Genomic DNA, 16,199 nt, shown 5'->3' on the forward strand with positions numbered 1-16,199 from the left:
AGCAGGCAAGGGAAATCTGGACCAACTTTCGGCTATGCCGAGTGTTTCAGTAGGCTTTGACTATTCGCTTGAAATGATCATTTGACAATCACTCTTCGTGGTATCGGCTTTTGTCCACTCGACCGCGTGGCGCGGCCTTCCGGCAGTGGTCGCGTAACCTCACCTCATGCCGACCGCACGCCGAGCCCTGGCCACCGCCATCGACTACACCGCCATGGCCGTCCCGCTGGGCGCCCTCGCCGCGATCACGCTGCTGCGCCACCGCAACCGCCCCCTCCCCGACGTGTCCCCGGCCAAGGCCCGAGTGCTCGTCGCAGCCGGCCTCACCCTCCCCCTGAGCGCCGCCCTCGCCGCCGCCGAAGCCACCGGCGGCTCCCCCGGCAAACGCGCGCTGGGTCTCACCGTCCGTGACGAATCGGGCGCAGATCCGACCTACCGCCAGACCCTCCTCCGCACCGTCGCGAAGACCGCCGTCCCCTGGGAGCTCGGCCACCAAGCAGTCTGGGAGTTCCGAGCAGACAACACCCGCCGAGGCGCCGTCCTCGCCTCAGCTGCCTACGTTGCCCTCGGCCTCCAAGCCGCAGCCATCCTCCGCAACCGGCGCACGTACGCCGACAAGCTCGCGGGCACCCGGGTCGAGTCGTCCCACGGAAGCTCCAACTGAAACCATTCGCGCCCTGCAACAACATGCAACTCGGGCCCCCACCCGAAGACCTGCGCACCGTTCGGGAGATCGAGTGCGTACTCCCGCTCCACCACGTGCCGCCCTGCCTCCAACCGCCCGACCACCAACCGCTTGAGCCCCTGGATGACCAAGGCAACCTGGTCACCACTGACCGCCAACGCACGTACCTCACCGGCCGACGTACTCCAGGACCGCACCCGCCCGTCCACGATCTCGACGATCGGGTAGTCGAGGTAGTACGACGCCCAGACAACTTCTCCGGCGACGTTGATCGCCTCGAGGTCGTCCATCACCGCAGCCGCACCGGGCAGTTCCCAGGCGAGGTCGAGCTCCGGACCGAAGCGCAGCAAGCCCGCGGCACCGATCGGCGGCGGCCCCGGGAATCCCCAGCCGAGGTTGCCGTACACCCCTTCGTCGGCATATCCGACCCAGACCTGTCCCGACGGGGTCGCTCGCACATGCTGGATCCCGTCGCCGAACAACTGCTCGCCGACGACCGCGCCGCTCGCGTCGTACAAGATCGCGTTCGGCGCGACCACACCCTCATGCCACTCAGACCTGGAGCCGACCACCAGCACGTTCCCGCCGGGCATCGGCTGCGCCGTCGGCCAGGCCCGCCGGTAGTCCGGGATCGAGACGAGGAGCGTCGGCTCGGGGTTGTAGGCGACCACCCGAAGGCCGACCGGCTGCAGCAGCAGGTCATCGGGGACATACTCCCCATCGGGCGTCCTGCCTTCCGCTCGGAGGGCGGGGAGGTCGCCGGCGGCTGCCCAGATCGCGATCAGTTCGCCGTACGGGCCGATGGAGACGTCGACGAGCTCATCGCCTTCCTGCGGCGGTGCGAGGGTCGCGTGGTGATGGGCGGTCAGCGTTTCCACGGCTCATCAGACCATCTGTCGGTGCGGTCGTGCAGGATGTTTTCATGGCGGTGCTGAGTGCGGCGGCGATCAACCGGGCGACCCTGAGTCGGCAGCTTCTGCTGGAGCGGGCGGACGTCAGCCCGGTCGAGGCGGTGCAACGGCTGGCGGGGATGCAAGGGCAGGAGGCCAAGCACCCGTACGTCGGCCTGTGGACTCGCCTCGACAGCTTCGCCGACGCCGACCTGACGGCGGCGGTCGAGGCGCGGGAACTCGTACGGGCGTCGCTCTATCGCGGCACGCTGCATCTCGTGACCGCCGCGGACTACCTCCGCTTCCGGACGACCCTGGCGCCCGTGCTCGAGGCCGGGTTGAAGATGCTCAAGGAACGCGGCGAGGGCCTGGAGCCCGACAAGGTCGTCGCCGCGGCGCGGAAGTTGCTCGCGAAGGAGCCGCTGACGTTCACCGAAGTACGTGACGCCCTGCAGCAGCAGTTCCCCGACGTGAACGACCGCGCGCTCGGGTTCTGCACGCGGATGATGGTGCCGCTCGTCATGTACCCGGCCGACACCCGCTGGGGCTGGACGGCCAACTCGCGCTTCACGCTCGCCGACCAGTGGATCGGCCGCAAGCCGCTGCTGTCCGCCGTACCGGAAGAGCTGGTCATCCGATATCTGGACGCGTTCGGGCCGGCGACGCCCGCCGACTTCCAGACCTGGTCGGGGCTGCCGGCGGCCAAGAAGCTGTTCGAGATCTCCGACCTCGAACGCTTCGAGGACGAGAACGGCCGCACGCTGTACGACGTACCGACGGCTCCGCGACCCGACCCGGAAACCCCTGCGCCGGTGCGGTTCCTGCCCGAGTTCGACAACCTGCTGCTCGCGTACGCGAAGCGCGAGCGGGTGATAGCCGACGCCTATCGCCCGGCGGTGTTCACGAAAAACCTGCGGGTGAAGGCAACGTACCTCGTCGACGGACAGGTCGCGGGCCTGTGGACGGCGGAGAAGAAACGCGCTGTGGCAACTCTCACGCTGACCCCGTTCGGCCGGACGGCGAAGCGCACAATGACCGCTGTTGAGCGTGAAGGTGAGGCGCTGCTGCGCTTCCTGGAGCCGGATGCGAAGACCTACACGGTGGTTACGGCCAGTTGATGAGGTTGTTGTCACACGTCGGATGACTGGGCTGGAGACCTCCGGCCCAGTGGAATAGGCAGATGAGCACAGTCCCCACGATCACTCTGGACAACGGCGTCGAGATCCCCCAGCTGGGCCTGGGCGTCTGGCAGGTGCCGGACGGGATCGTCACCGGTGTCGTCGAGGCCGCTCTCGCGGCCGGCTACCGGCACATCGATACGGCCGCGATCTACGGCAACGAGGAAGGTGTCGGCCGCGCGATCGCGCAGTCCGGCGTACCGCGCGAGGAGCTGTTCGTCACCACCAAGGTGTGGAACAGCGACCAGGGCTACGACTCGACGCTGCGCGCGTTCGACAAGAGCCTCGGCAAGCTCGGCCTGGAGACCGTCGACCTGTACCTGATCCACTGGCAGTCGCTGAAGCAGGACAAGTACGTCGACACCTGGAAGGCGATGGAGCAGCTGTACGCCGACCAGCGGGTGCGCGCGATCGGCGTCTCGAACTTCCACCTCCCGGCGCTGCAGCGGCTCTTCGACGAGACCGACGTCCGCCCGACGGTGAACCAGATCGAGCTGCACCCGGCGCTGCCGCAGGACGAGCTGCGCGCGTTCCACGCCGAGAACGACATCGCCACCGAGGCCTGGAGCCCGCTGGCCTCCGGCGAGCTGATCGGGCACCCGGTGCTGAAGGAGCTCGGCGGCAAGCACGGCAAGTCCGCGGCGCAGGTGATGATCCGCTGGCACCTGCAGCTCGGCAACGTGGTGATCCCGAAGTCGAAGACGCCGGAGCGGATCGCCGAGAACATCGACGTGTTCGACTTCGTGCTGGACAACGAGGACATGGCCGCGATCGCCGACCTCGAGACCGGCGTACGGGTCGGCGACGACCCCGACGTCTTCAACTGAGCAACTGGAGGAACTGCCGCAGCACGGGTGACTCGTTGCCCGGCGCCCAGGCGACCGAGAGCCGCCAGGGCGGCAGGTCGTCGGACAGCTCGCGGTAGACGACGGCCGCCGGGTCGATCGGCGGGGTCGGTGCGATCAGCAACGACACCCCGAGCCCGGCGGCGACCAGCGACACGATCGTCTGGACGTCGGCGCCCTGCTGGGTGATCCGCGGCGTGAACCCGGCGGCCTGGCAGTAGCCGACGATCACGTCGTGCACCGAGGGGCCGGTCGCGCGGGTGTAGAGGATGAAGTCGTCCTCGGCGAGGTCCTTCAGCGCGACCCTGCGCCGCTTCGCTAGCTGATGCTTGGCGGGGAGTGCGGCGACCAGGCGGTCCTCGGAGACGACCTGCGAGCGCAGCCGCGGTTCGTCGTACGGGAAGCGGAGCAGGCCGACATCGATCCGGCCGTCGCGCAACGCGTCGGTCTGCTGGAGCGTCGTCATCGTCTCCAGGTCGAGCACGACATCCGGGTACGCCGTACGGAAGGCGCCGAGCAACCGCGGCAGCGCCTCGAACGTCGCCGACTGCACGAAGCGCAGCCGCAGCGTCCCGACCTCACCGCGCTGGGTGCGCTGGGCGGTGTTTCGCGCATCGGCGGCCCGGTCGAGCAGATCTCGCGCGTCGTCGAGGAAGGCGGCGCCGGCCGCGGTCAGCACGAACCGCTTCTTCACCCGGGCGAACAGCTCGACGCCGAGATCCCTTTCCAGCGCGGCGATCTGGCGACTCAGCGAGGGCTGCGTCAGGTGCAGCCGGGTCGCCGCCCGGCCGACGTTCAGCTCCTCGGCGACCACGACGAACGACCGCAGCTGGCGCAGCTCCATGTTCATGCATCCTACGCATCAACTCCGGCTTCAACTTTCATTGGACGTATCAAGGTGCTTTTTCCTACCGTCGAAGGGACGAAAGGAACCACCGTGTACGTCTTCCCAGTGACAGTGATCGAGAAGGTCCGCCGCGAAGCCAACTCCGCCCTGCCCAACGCCCCCGTCGTACCGCACGTGGAGGTCGAGCCCCGCCATCCGCTGCGCGCGGTCCTGCGCTGGGCGCGCCGCTCCCGGCAGGGCGTGTGCGAAGCTGATCGGCGTGATCGAAGTGCGCAGGTTGCGAGTACTGCGGGCCCTTGCTGACCACGGCACCGTGACGGCGGCCGCCGAGGTCCTGCACCTGACCCCGTCGGCCGTCTCGCAACAACTGGCAGCCCTCGAGTCCGAGGTCGGCCAGGAACTCCTCGAACGCCGCGGCCGCCGCGTCGCGATCACGTCGGCCGGCCGCCTCCTCCTCACCCACGCCGACACCATCCTCACCGAGGTCGAACGCGCCGAGGACGCCATGCGCCTCTACGCCGACGGCACCACCGGCGAACTCCGCATCGCCGCCTTCGCCACCGCCATCAGCCTCCTCGTCGCACCCACCCTGGCCCGCCTCCGCGACTCCACCCCCGGCCTGCACCTGGTCATCCAGGACGCCGAAGGCCACCAGGCCCTGACCCAACTCCTCGACGGCGAGGTCGACCTGGCCGTCACCGTCGAACACCGAGGCTCCCCCCACGACGACCGCCTCACCCTCACCCCTTTGTACGCCGAGCCCTTCGTCGCGGTTCTCCCTCCGACGCACCCCGCCGCTCTGTCGCCCGATCCCGTCGACCTGACCGCCCTGGCCACCGACGACTGGGTCATGACCTCGGTAGGCAACCCCATCCGAGACGTAGTCCTCCTCGCCTGCGAACAATCCGGCTTCCAGCCCCGCATCGTGCACACCTCAGACGATTTCCGCTCGGTCGCGGCGCTGTGCGCTGCGAACGCGGGCGTCTCGCTGGTGCCGCGCCTGACGCTGCCACCCACTACGCCTGCGGCGATCCGCCCTCTGCAGCCGCCGACGCCGACTCGCCGGGTGCTCGCGGCGACTCGGCGGGCGCGCGCGGATCATCCGCTCATCACCGCGACCCTCAAGACGCTGGCGGAAACCGCGGGCTCACTCGACCTCTGACAGCAACTTCCGCACCTCTTCGGACCGCGGGTCGCCGAGGCGTTCGTACAGCTGGATCGAACGCTCCCAGAGCGGCACGGCCTCGGCTGTGCGATCGAGCGCGACGAGGGTTCGGCCGAGGAGGTGGAGCGCCGGGGCTTCGCGGTTTTCGGCCGGGTGGCGGGCGGCGATCTCCAGGCCGGCGCGGAGGACGGGTTCGGCGGCGGTGAAATCGCCGGCCGCCAGCAGCGTGTGGCCGAGTTCTTCGAGGGTGTCGGCCTCGACGACGTCCCGGTCCAGGCGCTGGACCGAATCCAGGTTGCCGCGCAGGATCTTGATGGAGTCGTCGTACTGGCCGCTCTCGCGGTAGGAGCGGCCGATCATGTTGGTGTGTACCGCGGCGGGGATGGGCAGGGACCGCTCGGGCATCAAGGTCAGCGCGCGGTCGAAGGCGGTGCGTTGGCGCTTCAGGTCTCCGGCCAGGCCGGCGAGGGCGCCCAGGCCGACGTTGGCGCCGACCTCGAACTTGGTGACGCCGTGCTCGACGACCACCGCCAGCGCCTCCTCGGCGTACGGCAGGCCTTCGGCGGGGCGGCCCGCGCAGCCGAGGCCGTAGCCGAGGTCGATCAGGCAGATCGCGAGATCGGTCGGGGTTCCGGATCGCCGGGCGATCGGGAGGGCCTTGCGCAGCCACGGCTCCGACTCGTCGTACAGCGCGAGGCAACCACAGACGAAGCCGGCCTGGTAGTAGCGCCCGAACTCCAGGGCCGGGGGAAGGACCTCGGCGATGGCGGTGACCGCCAGCATCGCGGATCTGGCCTCTTCGAATCTCATCAGGGAGACCGCCAGCTGAGGCATCCCGAGGGCCAGGCGTACGGCGATGAGGCGCTCGTCCGGCGTACCGATCGCGGCGGACCGGACGAGCCCGACCAGGTTCGGCAGCTCGGGCCTCAGCCAGGCCTCCACCTGGTCGACGTCGTCGAGGTCACCAGCTCCTTCGGACCACGGCACACCGGTTCGCGACCCGTACTGCGCGTCGCGTCCACGCAACTCGTTCCAACGCCACAGCACCGACAGGTAGCACTTCAGCTCGCGCTGACGGGCCTCCGCGCGCATCGGTTCAGGCAGCTCCGCGGCCGCGATCGCCCGGCCCGCCTCGCGCACCAGATCGTGCATCGAGTACTGATGAATCGCCGGCGTCTCCAGCAGGTGTACGTCGACCAGGCGTTCCAGCAGATCTTCGGCGTCGTCCAGCGACACGTCGAGCACCTTCGCGGCCGCCCGCAACGGGAAGTGCTCGCCGTCGAACAACGCCAGTACGGCGAACGCCTGCGCGGCCGCCGCGTCGACCGGCGGCCCGCCGGCCAGATGGCTCAGGGACAGGCCGATGCTGCGACCGACCTCCGCCTGCGGAGCAGTCAGCATCTCCGAGCGGCCGCGCTCTGCGGACAGCGTCGCCGCGACCTCGCGCAGCCCGTTCGTCCGGGCCCGGCCACCCGCGATCCGGATCGCCAACGGCAGCAGGCCGCACTTCCGCACGATCTCGAGCGCCGCGTCACGGTCCCAGCCGGTCGTCGTACCGATCGCTTCTTCGAGCAGCTGGACGGCTTCGGTCTCGGTGAGGACCTCGAGGGCGAGGTGCCGCGCGCCGGGGAGCGCGGCCAGCGTGTGGCGGCTCGTGATGACGACGACGGCGCCGGGGGTTCCCGGCATCAGCAGCGTCACCTGCTCCACACTCGCGACGTCGTCCAGCACCAGCAGGATCTGTCGGCCGGCCAGCGCTGTCCGATATCGCGCGGCCGTTGCCTGAACCTGTTCCGAGGGGCCGGCGGTCGGGAGCCCGAGCGCGAGCAGCAATGCGTCGAGTGCTTCGGCGGTGGTCAGTGGCTTGTCGCCGCCCCCGCGCAGGTTGAGGTACAGCTGACCGTCCGGGAACTCGCTGACGACCTGATGCGCAGCGTGTACCGCGAGGGTGGTCTTGCCGATGCCGGCCATTCCGCCGATGGACGAGATGACGATGCCAGGTGCGGCGGCACGCGGCGATCGGAGCAACCGCAGCAGTGCGCCCAGCTGCTCGGACCGGCCGATGAAGTCGGTGACGGGCGGCGGCAGCTCCCGCGGTCCGCCGACCGCGACTTTGGCGGCTGCTGGCCGGTGTGCGGCCGCGGCCAACTGACTGTGCTCCTCGTCGTCCAGCCGGAGGGCTTCGACGAGTCGACCCACGGTCGCCGGCCGTGGGTACAACCGCCGCCCTCCTTCGAGGGCGTTGATCGCCTGCACGCTGAGCCCGGCCAGCTCGGCGAGGCCTTCCTGGGTCAGCGCCGACCGCGCGCGGAAACCGCGGAGCAGCTGGGCGAAACCGGCGCGGGGGTCCACCGGGTCATCCTGAGGCCTCGGCGGCCGGGTCGCAATCAGCCGCGGGCTTCGTCGTACTCGTCGCGCGCGCTCTGTACCTCGGGCACCTTCGCCTCGACCCACTCCGTGATGCAGCGCACGTACGTCGCCGCCTCGGTGCCCAGTGGGGTCAGGGAGTAGTCGACGCGTGGTGGGATGACCGGCTGCGCTGCCCGGTGGACGAAGCCGTCGCGTTCTAAGGTCTGCAGGGTCTGGGCGAGCATCTTCTCGCTGACGCCTTCGATGTGGCGGCGGAGTTCGCTGAAGCGGTAGGAGCGGTCCAGGAGGGCGACCAGGACCAAGACGCCCCAGCGGCTGGTGACGTGTTCCAGGATCACGCGGGACGGGCAGCCGACGCGGTTCACGTCGGGGAGCAGAGCGGTCATCGGAGCCTCCTTACTTCGAGAGTAGTACCTTACTTCAAAGTGGGTACTTTCGCAGAGTTAGTACCCTCGCTACGGTGAGTGTAAGAGAGAAACTCGACCGGAGGAAGAAGCAGAGATGAGCATCGTTGTGACGGGGTCGACCGGGTCGCTGGGGCGGCTGGTGATCGAGGAGCTGCTGGCGGCGGGGGTGCCAGCCGGGGAGATCAAGGCGGTTGCCCGGAGCAAGGAGAAGGCGGCTGACCTGGCCGAGCGCGGGGTCGAGGTCGTGGTCGCGGACTACGACCGGCCGGAGACGTTCGACGGCGTGCTGTCGGCCGGCGACCGGGTGCTGCTGGTCTCGGCGACCGAGGCCGGGCGGCGGATTCCGCAGCACCAGGTGGTGATCGACGCCGCGAAGGCCGCGGGGGTCGCGCAGCTGGCGTACACCGGCGTCTTCGGTGGACCGGACGCGGACTTCGTGCTCGCCGACGACCACCGCGCCACCGAGCAGGCGATCCTCGACTCGGGCTTGCCGTACACGTTCCTGCGCAACAACTGGTACACGGAGATCCTGCTCCTCGGGCTCGACCACGCGGTCGATGCGGGCGCGGTCGTCAACGGCGTCGCCCCCGGCAGCCGGATCGCGACCGCGGCGCGGGCGGACTACGCCGCCGCGGCGGCCGTCGTACTGCGGACGGACGGGCACCTCGGTCAGGCGTACGAGCTGAGCGGCGACACCGCGTGGGCGTTCGACGAGTTCGCCGCCGAGGTCGCGGCGCAGGCCGGGAAGCCGGTCGTGCACACGACGCTGGGCCACGAGGACAACCACGCGCGGCTGGTCGCGATCGGCCTGCCCGCGGACTACGCCGAGGTGCTCGCCGACGTCGACGACGCGATCTCGCGCGGCGCCCTGGCCGGTACGCCGGGCGACCTGGCGCGCCTGATCGGCCGCCCGACCACGCCGATCGCCGACACGATCCGCGCGGCGCTCAACTAGAACAAAGGGGGATCCACGGACACGGAGTCCGTGGATCCCCCTTCCCCCAGGTCCAGGTCAGCCCAGGTGGGCCGCCGCCGAGCGGGCGACCGCCTCGAAGTTCGCGGGCTTGATGCCCTTGCCCATCTCGCGGAACGCGACCACCGACACGATCGCGCCCTTGCGCGTCACGGCGTACGGGAAGCCGCCGTCCTCGCTGCCCGGGTCCGACGGCAGCGGGTAGTCGTACCAGCGGACGATCCGGGTCGCGTCGCCGACCGCGATCGCGCGGTTCTCGGTGACCTTGCGCGCGTGCGTCGGCGCCGGCCGCGCGGCCTTGCAGCTCGCGATCGTCTTCAGGATCGAGTCGTACGCCGCGGTCGCCGCCTTGGCGTCGGCGTACCGGGTCAGCCACTGGCCGCCGTCGGCGTCGAGGCCGTTGGTGAAGTTGCGGCTGAGCGCGCCGAGCACCCCGTCGCCGCGGGTCGAGCCGCGGCCGCAGATCGGCGTACTGGCACTGCCGGCGGTCGCGGCCCAGCCGCGCTTCGGGTCGCCCTTGGCGACCTCGCCGCCGGTGAGCAGCATCGAGTTGGTCAGGCGGACCGGTTTGAGCGGTGTCGGTGTCTCCACTGGCTTCCCCGGAGTCTTCGTCGGCGTGGGTACGCCGGTGGGAGTGCCGCTCGGCGTGGCCGAGGGCGTCGCCGTCGGCGTCCCCTCGGTCGGCGTACCGGTCGGCGTCGGTGTGCTGGCCGGGCCGGTGGGCGCGGTGCTCAGCGGGGCCGGGCTCCCGGTGCCCGGCTTGTCGTTGCCACAGGCGGCCAGCGCCAGCGGCAGCACGGCCATCGTGGCCGCGATCTTCCATCCCCGTACCGACATGTCGTCAACCTTCTGCTCGTTCGCTCCTCGACCCAATGGACGCTAGCGATCGGCATTTGGTTGGCTCCGGATTTCCCGCCGGTTTCGGTGTCTCAGTTCCCGATCGTCGCGAGCACGGCCGCATGATCCGACGGCCAGACGCCGTCGACCGGCCGATCACCGGTACGCCGTACGCCGGTCACCCGCGCCGGCGGCCCGACGTGGATGTAGTCGACCCGGCAGCTCGGCCCGAAGGTGACGTACGGGTTGGCCGCGTCCCAGGTCGGCCCGGGCCCGTCGGCGTACTCCCAGGCGTCGATCAGCACCAGCCCCGGTACGGCGGGCGCCGTCCGCACGCCGCCGAACAGCCGCAGCTCGTCGGAGTCGGGCACCGCGTTGAAGTCGCCGGTCACCACCGGTGGGTGCGAACCGGGGCGCTCGGCAACAAACCCGGCCAGCGCCCGGACCTGCGCGCAGCGGACGGCCGAGGCGTGCAGCGGCGCCTCCAGATGCGTGGTGAAGAACGGGACGCCACCGGTCCGCGCATACAGCGCATTGCGTCCCTCAGCACCGGGAAGGTCCAGCATCGCGGGCTCCTCCAGCGGCCACCGGCTCAGCAGAGCGTTGCCCACGGCAACCGATGGGTCGCCGATGCGCTCCTGCCACAGCTCCGGCCGCCGCAAGGGCGCGTACGCCCAGTGCATCCCCAGCTCGGCAGCGAGCTGACCCGCCTGGTTCTCGTTGCCCTGGGCCCACACTTCCTGGAGCCCGATCAGGTCGGCGTCGGCCTCCCGCAGTACGGCGAGAATCACTTCGGCCCGTTCCTCCCACGGGCCGAAGCGCCACCACACGTTCCAGGTGAGGACCTTCACCCGCGGCGGCGGCCGTCCAGCCCGAGCGTGGAGACCCGCGCGATCAGCGACCGCGGGATGAAGCGAGCGCCAGCCACGATCAGCTTGTAGCGCCAGGACGGGACCGAGACCGCCTTGCCCTGCATCAGGTCCTTCCAGGCCTCGTCGACCAGGTCGGTCGCGTCCAGCCACATGAACGACGGGATGGAACTCTTGTCCATCCCCATCCGCGCGTGGAACTCGGTGTGCACGAAGCCCGGCGCGAGCGCCATCACCGCGACGCCCTTCGCGTGCAGCTCGATCGCGAGACCGGAGGAGAAGCTCGTCACCCACGCCTTGTGCGCGGCGTACGTCCCACGCGGGACGAACCCGGCCACCGACGACACGTTCACGACCGCACCCGAGCCGCGCTCGATCATCGGCAGCACCGCCGCGTGCGTCAGCCGCAGTACGACGCGCACCAGAAGGTCGAGCTGCTGCTCCTCCTGCTCGATCGTGTTCGCCCAGAACGGTTTCTTCTGGCCGAACCCGGCGTTGTTCACCAGCACCTCGATCGGCCCGTCCGCGAACCGCCGCTCGACCACCGCCAGCTGCTCCGGATCGGTCAGGTCCGCCGCCAGCACCTCGCACGCGACGCCGTGCAGCTTGGTGATCTCGGCCGCGACGTCCTTCAGCCGTTCCTCGTCCCGGGCCACCAGCACCAGGTCGTACCCCTCGAGCGCCAGCTTGTCCGCGAACGCCCGCCCGATTCCCGCCGTGGGCCCGGTAACCAGCGCAGTAGCCACGCCACTATCCCTCCGTCGGTGAGGCCCCCAGTCTGTCACTATCCTGGCCGGATGCTCGCCCCCGTGGACACCTGGGTGCTGGATCTCGACAACACCCTCTACCCGCCGGCCACCGGTCTCGCCGACCAGATGAACGCGCGCATCCGCGAGTACGTCGGGCGGAGGCGCTGACTGCACTGCCCGGGCGCAAGCTTGTCTACACCAACAGCACCGCCTGGCACGCCGATGGGGACGGCCTGGGTGGACCGCTCACCGAGCAGCGGTACGGCGTACGAGCTGCTCGGTGAACGGCGGTGGCACGTGCGGGCCCTGACGGCGTTCCTCTACTCCTTGACCGCGCCCGCGGTCAGGCCCTGGACGATGTAGCGGCTGGCCACCGCGAACAGGATCATCGTCGGGATGATCGACAGCACCGCCGCGGCCGACATCGAGCCCCAGTCGATGTTGTAGCTGGAGATGAAGCCGTTCAGCGCCGCCGGGACGGTCTTGTTGCTGTCGCTGTTGAGCAGCGTGACCGACAGGAACAGCTCGTTCCAGCAGTTCACGAAGTTGAAGATGTACGACGCGGCGATGCCGGGCGTCATCACCGGGACGAGCACCCGGAACAGCGCCGAGAACCGCGAGCAGCCGTCGACCATCGCCGCCTCCTCGAGCGACGCGGGGACGTTCTCGAAGAAGCCCCGGAGCATCACCGTGCACAGTGGAATCGACACGGCGACGTACACGAGCACCAGACCGACGCGACTGTCGACCAGGTACATCCGCGTCATCAGGATGTACAGCGAGCCCAGCGCGATGAAGCCGGGGATCATCTGCGTCACCAGGAACGCGCCCATCACCGCGCCCTTGGAGACGAACTCGAACCGGGCCAGCACGTACGCCGCCAGCAGCGACACCACCGTCGCCAGCGCGGCCGCGACCAGCGACACGATCAGGCTGTTGCCGATGAACACCCCGAAGTTCGACTGCTCGAACAGGCCGGTGTAGTTCTCCAGCGAGAACTCCGAGGGCCAGTACTTCAACGGGTAGGCGAAGATCGAGCCCGGGTCCTTGAACGACGTGACCAGGATCCAGTACAGCGGGAACACGGTCAGCAGCAGGCAGATCCCGAGCCCGGTGAAGCGCGCGATCTTCCCGGCCAGCGACTGGTCGAGGATCATCCGGCCACCACCTTCCGTCGGGTCTTCGGTGTCCGGGTCCGGACCGCGAGCAGGTAGAAGATCGCGAACAGCAGCAGCACGAAGACCACCATCACGCCCATCGCGGAGGCGCGCCCGTAGTCGCCCTCCTGGGTCACCTGGATCATGTACGACGTGACGATGTGGGTCTCGTTCGCGGGCCCGCCGCCGGTCATGCCGAAGATCAGCTCCGGCGAGTTGAACGTCCAGATGATCCGCAGCAGCACGGTCAGCGCGAGCGTGGTCCGGATCGACGGGATGGTGATGCTGAACAGGGTCCGGACCTTGCCGGCGCCGTCGATCGCCGACGCCTCGTACAGCTCGTCGGGGACGGACTGCAGCGCGGCCAGGATCATGATCGCGAAGAACGTCACGCCGTACCAGACGTTCGCGGCGATCACCGCGACCATCGCGTACTTCGCGTCGGCCAGCCAGGGCACGGGCGTGTCGATCAGGTGCGTCTTCATCAGCAGGTCGTTGACGACGCCGAACTCACCGTTGAACATCCAGCGGAACAGGATCCCGATCAGGAAGCCGGACACCGCCCACGGGAAGAACACCAGCGCCTGGTACGCGCCGCGGAAGCGGAACTTGCGGCGCAGCCAGAGCGCCATCGTGAACCCGATCAGGAACTGCGGCACCAGCGACCCGACCACCCAGACGATCGAGTTCTTCACCGTCCCGCGGAACATCTCGTCGCCGACCAGGGTGCGGAAGTTGTCCAGCCCGATCCACGAGGTGTCGGACAGGTCGTTCAGGTTGTAGTTGCGGAAGGCCATCGAGATGCCGTTCAGCAACGGGTAGTAGGTGAACAGCCCGACGAACGCGATCGCGGGCAGCATGAACGCGAGCAGCACCAGCGCCGTCCGGCCGGTGAACCGCCGCCGCCCGCCGGCCGGAGGCCGCGAGCCCGCCGTACGACGGGAACTCGCGGGCGGCCTCGTGTCGACAGCCATCAACTCACTTCCCGGCCCACTTGGCCGTCCAGTACTCGTCCCAGCCCTTCAGGATCTCGGCGGGCTGGGCCTTGCCGGTGATCAGCTTCTGCACGTCGGCGTCGGACTTGTTGCCCCACTCGGTCGACCACGGCACGCCGCGCGGCTGGGTGACCACGACGTAGGTGTCCGGCGAGGAGTTCATCGCGACGTACGACGCCCACGGGCCGTCCTTGAAGAACGGGTCCTCGGCGGCCGACTTGAGGATCGGGACCAGGCTGTTCTCCTTGGAGAAGGTCAGCGCGGAGTCGCCCGAGGTGAGGAACTTGACCAGCTTGACCGCCTCGGCCTTGTGCTCGCTGCCCTGCGCAACACCCCAGCCGGCGTTGGCCAGCGGCTGCGCGGCCTTACCGGTCGGGCCGACCGGCAGCGGCGCGGTGCCCCACTGGTCCTCCTTGATCGTCTTGGACTCGCGGACGGTCGCGATCACCTCGGGGTCCTGGAGCAGGAAGCCCGTCGTACCGGAGGTGAAGCCCTGCACCATCTCCGGGTACCCCCAGCTCACCGAGGACGGCGGGGAGGCGTTCTTGAACAGGTCGAGGTACAGGTTCAGCGCGTCGACGGCCTTCGGGGACGAGAAGATCGTCTTGCCGTCGGTCAGCTTGAACGCGTTGTCCTTGTTGATGTCGTCGATCACGTAGCCGGAGATCACCGCGATCGCGTTGCCGGCCCCGCCGAGCCCACCGCGGAACGAGTAGCCGTACTTGTTCTTCTTCGGGTCGTTGATCTTCTTGGCCTGCTCGACCATCTCCGACCAGCTCTTCGGCGGCCCGGCGAACCCGGCCTGCTGGACCAGGTCCTTGCGGTAGAACAGCGACAGGCCGTAGAAGCCGTACGGGACCATGTACGACTTGCCGCCCTGCTGCGTGACGGCGAGCGCGTTCGGCGTCAGCGCCTGCAGACCGTCCCAGTCCTTCAGGTCGGGGGCCATGTCGTAGATCCACTTGTTGGTGGAGAACGGGCCGACCGTGGTGTCCCGCACCTCCAGCACGTCGACGCCCTTGCCGGACTGCAGCATCTGGGTGATCTTCTGGTCGGCCTGGTTGGTCGGTGGTGAGATCAGCTGCACCGTGATCCCGGAGTTCGCCTTCTCGAAGTCGGCGATCAGCTTCTTGAGCAGCGCGGTCCGGGTCGGGTTGGTCAGGCTCTCGACCATCTGGAGCTTGACCTCACCGCCGCTCTGGGCCTTCTCGGCCGGGCCGGGGCCGCAGGCGGTGAGCGCCAGCGTGGCGGCGGCCAGGGCCGCGGTCAGAGGTGCGAGCATCTGTCGGTGACGCATGGCGCTTCTCCTCAGGGGATGTGGGCCAGGGCAGGGGACATCAGACGAGTTGGTCAACCGTTGTCCGCACATTAACCACATTCACGCGGGGTGGACAAGAACTCGCCGCAGATGTGACCGTAAGTGGTCTGAGGACTTAACATCAGTACGCCGGGTCGGACCGGCTGGTGGAACGGGGAGGAGGCGGCCGATGGCGGCGACCGACCGCGCGTTGACCGGGCTGCGGCAGATGATCGCGTCCGGCGAGCTCGGCCCGGGGGCGAAGTTCCCGCCGGAGCCGGAGCTGTGCGACCACCTCGGAGTCTCCCGCAGTTCGTTGCGCGAGGCAACACGTTCGCTGGCCGCGCTGGGCGTGATCGAGTCGCGGCACGGGTCGGGCACGTACGTGTCGGCGCTGGATCCGGCGGAGATCATCAGCCGGTTCTCGTTGTCGGTCGAGCTGATCCCTCTGGAAGGTGTGCTGCAACTGCTCGAAGTACGCCGGATCCTGGAGGCGCACGCGACGGCCGCTGCCGCCGCGCGGCAGGATCCCGCGCTGGCTGAGCGTCTCGCCGGCATTCTCGACCGGCTCGAGGCGACCACCGACGCGGGTGAGATCCAGGCCCTCGACGCCGAGTTCCACGGCGCGATCTGCGAGGCGGGTGGGAACCCGACGGTGACCGCGCTGACCGGGGTGATCCGCGGGCGCGGTGGGCACTACCGGATCTTCGAGCCGGGCGCGGACTTCGACGCGATCAAGCGGACCAGCGATCTCGGGCACCGGGCGATCCTCGCGGCGATCAGCCACCGGGATCCGGCCGCCGCGGCGACCGCGGCGTCGGCGCACATCGCGCAGACGGAGCTGTGGTTGCGGGCGCTGCGGCCGGAGCCGCAGGTCGAGCTCCCCGCCGCCGACTGACCGGCGAGCGCGATCGCGCCCGGCGTCAGGCGTCAGG

The 16,199-nt window shown here is 69.3% G+C and carries 16 protein-coding genes; 6 read left to right on the forward strand and 10 right to left on the reverse strand.

The genetic code is table 11. The features are described 5' to 3' along the window. Positions 1 to 166: 166 nt before the first annotated feature. Positions 167 to 664, forward strand: a complete 498-nt coding sequence (locus AB0M01_RS15670; protein WP_363669749.1) for an RDD family protein — start codon at positions 167 to 169, stop codon at positions 662 to 664. Here AB0M01_RS15670 and AB0M01_RS15675 read toward each other — a convergent pair. Then, complete coding sequence (locus AB0M01_RS15675; protein ID WP_363669751.1) at positions 556 to 1,563, reverse strand: hypothetical protein; 1,008 nt, start codon at positions 1,561 to 1,563, stop codon at positions 556 to 558. The genes AB0M01_RS15670 and AB0M01_RS15675 overlap by 109 nt on opposite strands. 44 nt (positions 1,564 to 1,607) lie before the next feature. Here AB0M01_RS15675 and AB0M01_RS15680 point away from each other — a divergent pair, with 44 nt between their 5' ends. Continuing rightward, the gene (locus AB0M01_RS15680; protein WP_363669753.1) at positions 1,608 to 2,693 is read left to right on the forward strand and encodes a winged helix DNA-binding domain-containing protein; all 1,086 of its coding nucleotides are present in this window, start codon (positions 1,608 to 1,610) and stop codon (positions 2,691 to 2,693) included. 62 nt (positions 2,694 to 2,755) lie between these two features. Beyond that, the gene (locus AB0M01_RS15685) at positions 2,756 to 3,580 is read left to right on the forward strand and encodes an aldo/keto reductase (RefSeq protein WP_363669755.1); all 825 of its coding nucleotides are present in this window, start codon (positions 2,756 to 2,758) and stop codon (positions 3,578 to 3,580) included. Here AB0M01_RS15685 and AB0M01_RS15690 read toward each other — a convergent pair. Next, a complete protein-coding gene (locus tag AB0M01_RS15690; protein WP_363669757.1) occupies positions 3,573 to 4,442 on the reverse strand; it encodes a LysR substrate-binding domain-containing protein in 870 nt (289 codons plus the stop codon). The two genes, AB0M01_RS15685 and AB0M01_RS15690, sit on opposite strands and share 8 nt — an antisense overlap. A 262-nt stretch (positions 4,443 to 4,704) precedes the next feature. On the opposite strand from AB0M01_RS15690, the gene AB0M01_RS15695 reads away from it, so the two are divergent. Further along, positions 4,705 to 5,607 (forward strand): LysR substrate-binding domain-containing protein, encoded by a 903-nt coding sequence (locus AB0M01_RS15695; RefSeq protein ID WP_363669759.1) that lies wholly within the window; start codon positions 4,705 to 4,707, stop codon positions 5,605 to 5,607. Here the strand turns inward: AB0M01_RS15695 and AB0M01_RS15700 are convergent. Both AB0M01_RS15700 and AB0M01_RS15705 read right to left on the reverse strand, forming a co-directional pair. Beyond that, the gene (locus AB0M01_RS15700; RefSeq protein ID WP_363669761.1) at positions 5,593 to 7,962 is read right to left on the reverse strand and encodes a tetratricopeptide repeat protein; all 2,370 of its coding nucleotides are present in this window, start codon (positions 7,960 to 7,962) and stop codon (positions 5,593 to 5,595) included. The two genes, AB0M01_RS15695 and AB0M01_RS15700, sit on opposite strands and share 15 nt — an antisense overlap. Positions 7,963 to 7,997: 35 nt before the next feature. Continuing rightward, on the reverse strand, positions 7,998 to 8,366 hold the full coding sequence (locus AB0M01_RS15705; RefSeq protein ID WP_363669763.1) for a helix-turn-helix domain-containing protein: 369 nt from the start codon (positions 8,364 to 8,366) through the stop codon (positions 7,998 to 8,000). Positions 8,367 to 8,481: 115 nt separating this feature from the next. Here AB0M01_RS15705 and AB0M01_RS15710 point away from each other — a divergent pair, with 115 nt between their 5' ends. Then, entirely contained in the window at positions 8,482 to 9,342 is an 861-nt protein-coding gene (locus tag AB0M01_RS15710; protein ID WP_363669765.1) for an SDR family oxidoreductase, read from the forward strand. 57 nt (positions 9,343 to 9,399) lie between these two features. Here AB0M01_RS15710 and AB0M01_RS15715 read toward each other — a convergent pair whose 3' ends face one another. The 6 genes from AB0M01_RS15715 to AB0M01_RS15740 all read right to left on the reverse strand — a co-directional run bounded on the left by AB0M01_RS15715 (position 9,400) and on the right by AB0M01_RS15740 (position 15,264). After that, positions 9,400 to 10,197, reverse strand: coding sequence for a hypothetical protein (locus tag AB0M01_RS15715; protein ID WP_363669767.1), 798 nt, complete (start codon positions 10,195 to 10,197; stop codon positions 9,400 to 9,402). 92 nt (positions 10,198 to 10,289) lie between these two features. Beyond that, a complete protein-coding gene (locus AB0M01_RS15720) occupies positions 10,290 to 11,048 on the reverse strand; it encodes an endonuclease/exonuclease/phosphatase family protein (protein ID WP_363669769.1) in 759 nt (252 codons plus the stop codon). Continuing rightward, entirely contained in the window at positions 11,045 to 11,812 is a 768-nt protein-coding gene (locus AB0M01_RS15725) for an SDR family oxidoreductase (protein ID WP_363669771.1), read from the reverse strand. Before AB0M01_RS15725 ends, AB0M01_RS15720 begins: the two co-directional genes overlap by 4 nt. 323 nt (positions 11,813 to 12,135) lie before the next feature. Beyond that, complete coding sequence (locus tag AB0M01_RS15730) at positions 12,136 to 12,972, reverse strand: carbohydrate ABC transporter permease (RefSeq protein WP_363669773.1); 837 nt, start codon at positions 12,970 to 12,972, stop codon at positions 12,136 to 12,138. Then, a complete protein-coding gene (locus AB0M01_RS15735) occupies positions 12,969 to 13,946 on the reverse strand; it encodes a sugar ABC transporter permease (protein ID WP_363669775.1) in 978 nt (325 codons plus the stop codon). Before AB0M01_RS15735 ends, AB0M01_RS15730 begins: the two co-directional genes overlap by 4 nt. A 4-nt stretch (positions 13,947 to 13,950) precedes the next feature. Further along, the gene (locus AB0M01_RS15740; RefSeq protein WP_363669777.1) at positions 13,951 to 15,264 is read right to left on the reverse strand and encodes a sugar ABC transporter substrate-binding protein; all 1,314 of its coding nucleotides are present in this window, start codon (positions 15,262 to 15,264) and stop codon (positions 13,951 to 13,953) included. Positions 15,265 to 15,454: 190 nt separating this feature from the next. Between AB0M01_RS15740 and AB0M01_RS15745 the strand changes: the two genes are divergently transcribed. Further along, positions 15,455 to 16,162 carry an FCD domain-containing protein gene (locus AB0M01_RS15745; RefSeq protein WP_363669779.1) on the forward strand — a complete coding sequence of 236 codons (708 nt, stop codon included), beginning with the start codon at positions 15,455 to 15,457 and terminating at the stop codon, positions 16,160 to 16,162. The last annotated feature ends 37 nt before the right edge of the window (positions 16,163 to 16,199 follow it).

This window comes from Kribbella sp. NPDC051770, from assembly GCF_040681455.1.
GTDB lineage: Bacteria > Actinomycetota > Actinomycetes > Propionibacteriales > Kribbellaceae > Kribbella.

Excerpts from the sequence above, each read along its gene's own strand:
- AB0M01_RS15735 (WP_363669775.1), bottom strand. The coding sequence starts at position 13,946 with ATGGCTGTCGACACGAGGCCGCCCGCGAGTTCCCGTCGTACGGCGGGC.
- AB0M01_RS15745 (WP_363669779.1), top strand. The coding sequence starts at position 15,455 with ATGGCGGCGACCGACCGCGCGTTGACCGGGCTGCGGCAGATGATCGCG.
- AB0M01_RS15740 (WP_363669777.1), bottom strand. The coding sequence starts at position 15,264 with ATGCGTCACCGACAGATGCTCGCACCTCTGACCGCGGCCCTGGCCGCC.
- AB0M01_RS15690 (WP_363669757.1), bottom strand. The coding sequence starts at position 4,442 with ATGGAGCTGCGCCAGCTGCGGTCGTTCGTCGTGGTCGCCGAGGAGCTG.
- AB0M01_RS15680 (WP_363669753.1), top strand. The coding sequence starts at position 1,608 with ATGGCGGTGCTGAGTGCGGCGGCGATCAACCGGGCGACCCTGAGTCGG.
- AB0M01_RS15685 (WP_363669755.1), top strand. The coding sequence starts at position 2,756 with ATGAGCACAGTCCCCACGATCACTCTGGACAACGGCGTCGAGATCCCC.
- AB0M01_RS15670 (WP_363669749.1), top strand. The coding sequence starts at position 167 with ATGCCGACCGCACGCCGAGCCCTGGCCACCGCCATCGACTACACCGCC.
- AB0M01_RS15705 (WP_363669763.1), bottom strand. The coding sequence starts at position 8,366 with ATGACCGCTCTGCTCCCCGACGTGAACCGCGTCGGCTGCCCGTCCCGC.
- AB0M01_RS15730 (WP_363669773.1), bottom strand. The coding sequence starts at position 12,972 with ATGATCCTCGACCAGTCGCTGGCCGGGAAGATCGCGCGCTTCACCGGG.
- AB0M01_RS15710 (WP_363669765.1), top strand. The coding sequence starts at position 8,482 with ATGAGCATCGTTGTGACGGGGTCGACCGGGTCGCTGGGGCGGCTGGTG.
- AB0M01_RS15715 (WP_363669767.1), bottom strand. The coding sequence starts at position 10,197 with ATGTCGGTACGGGGATGGAAGATCGCGGCCACGATGGCCGTGCTGCCG.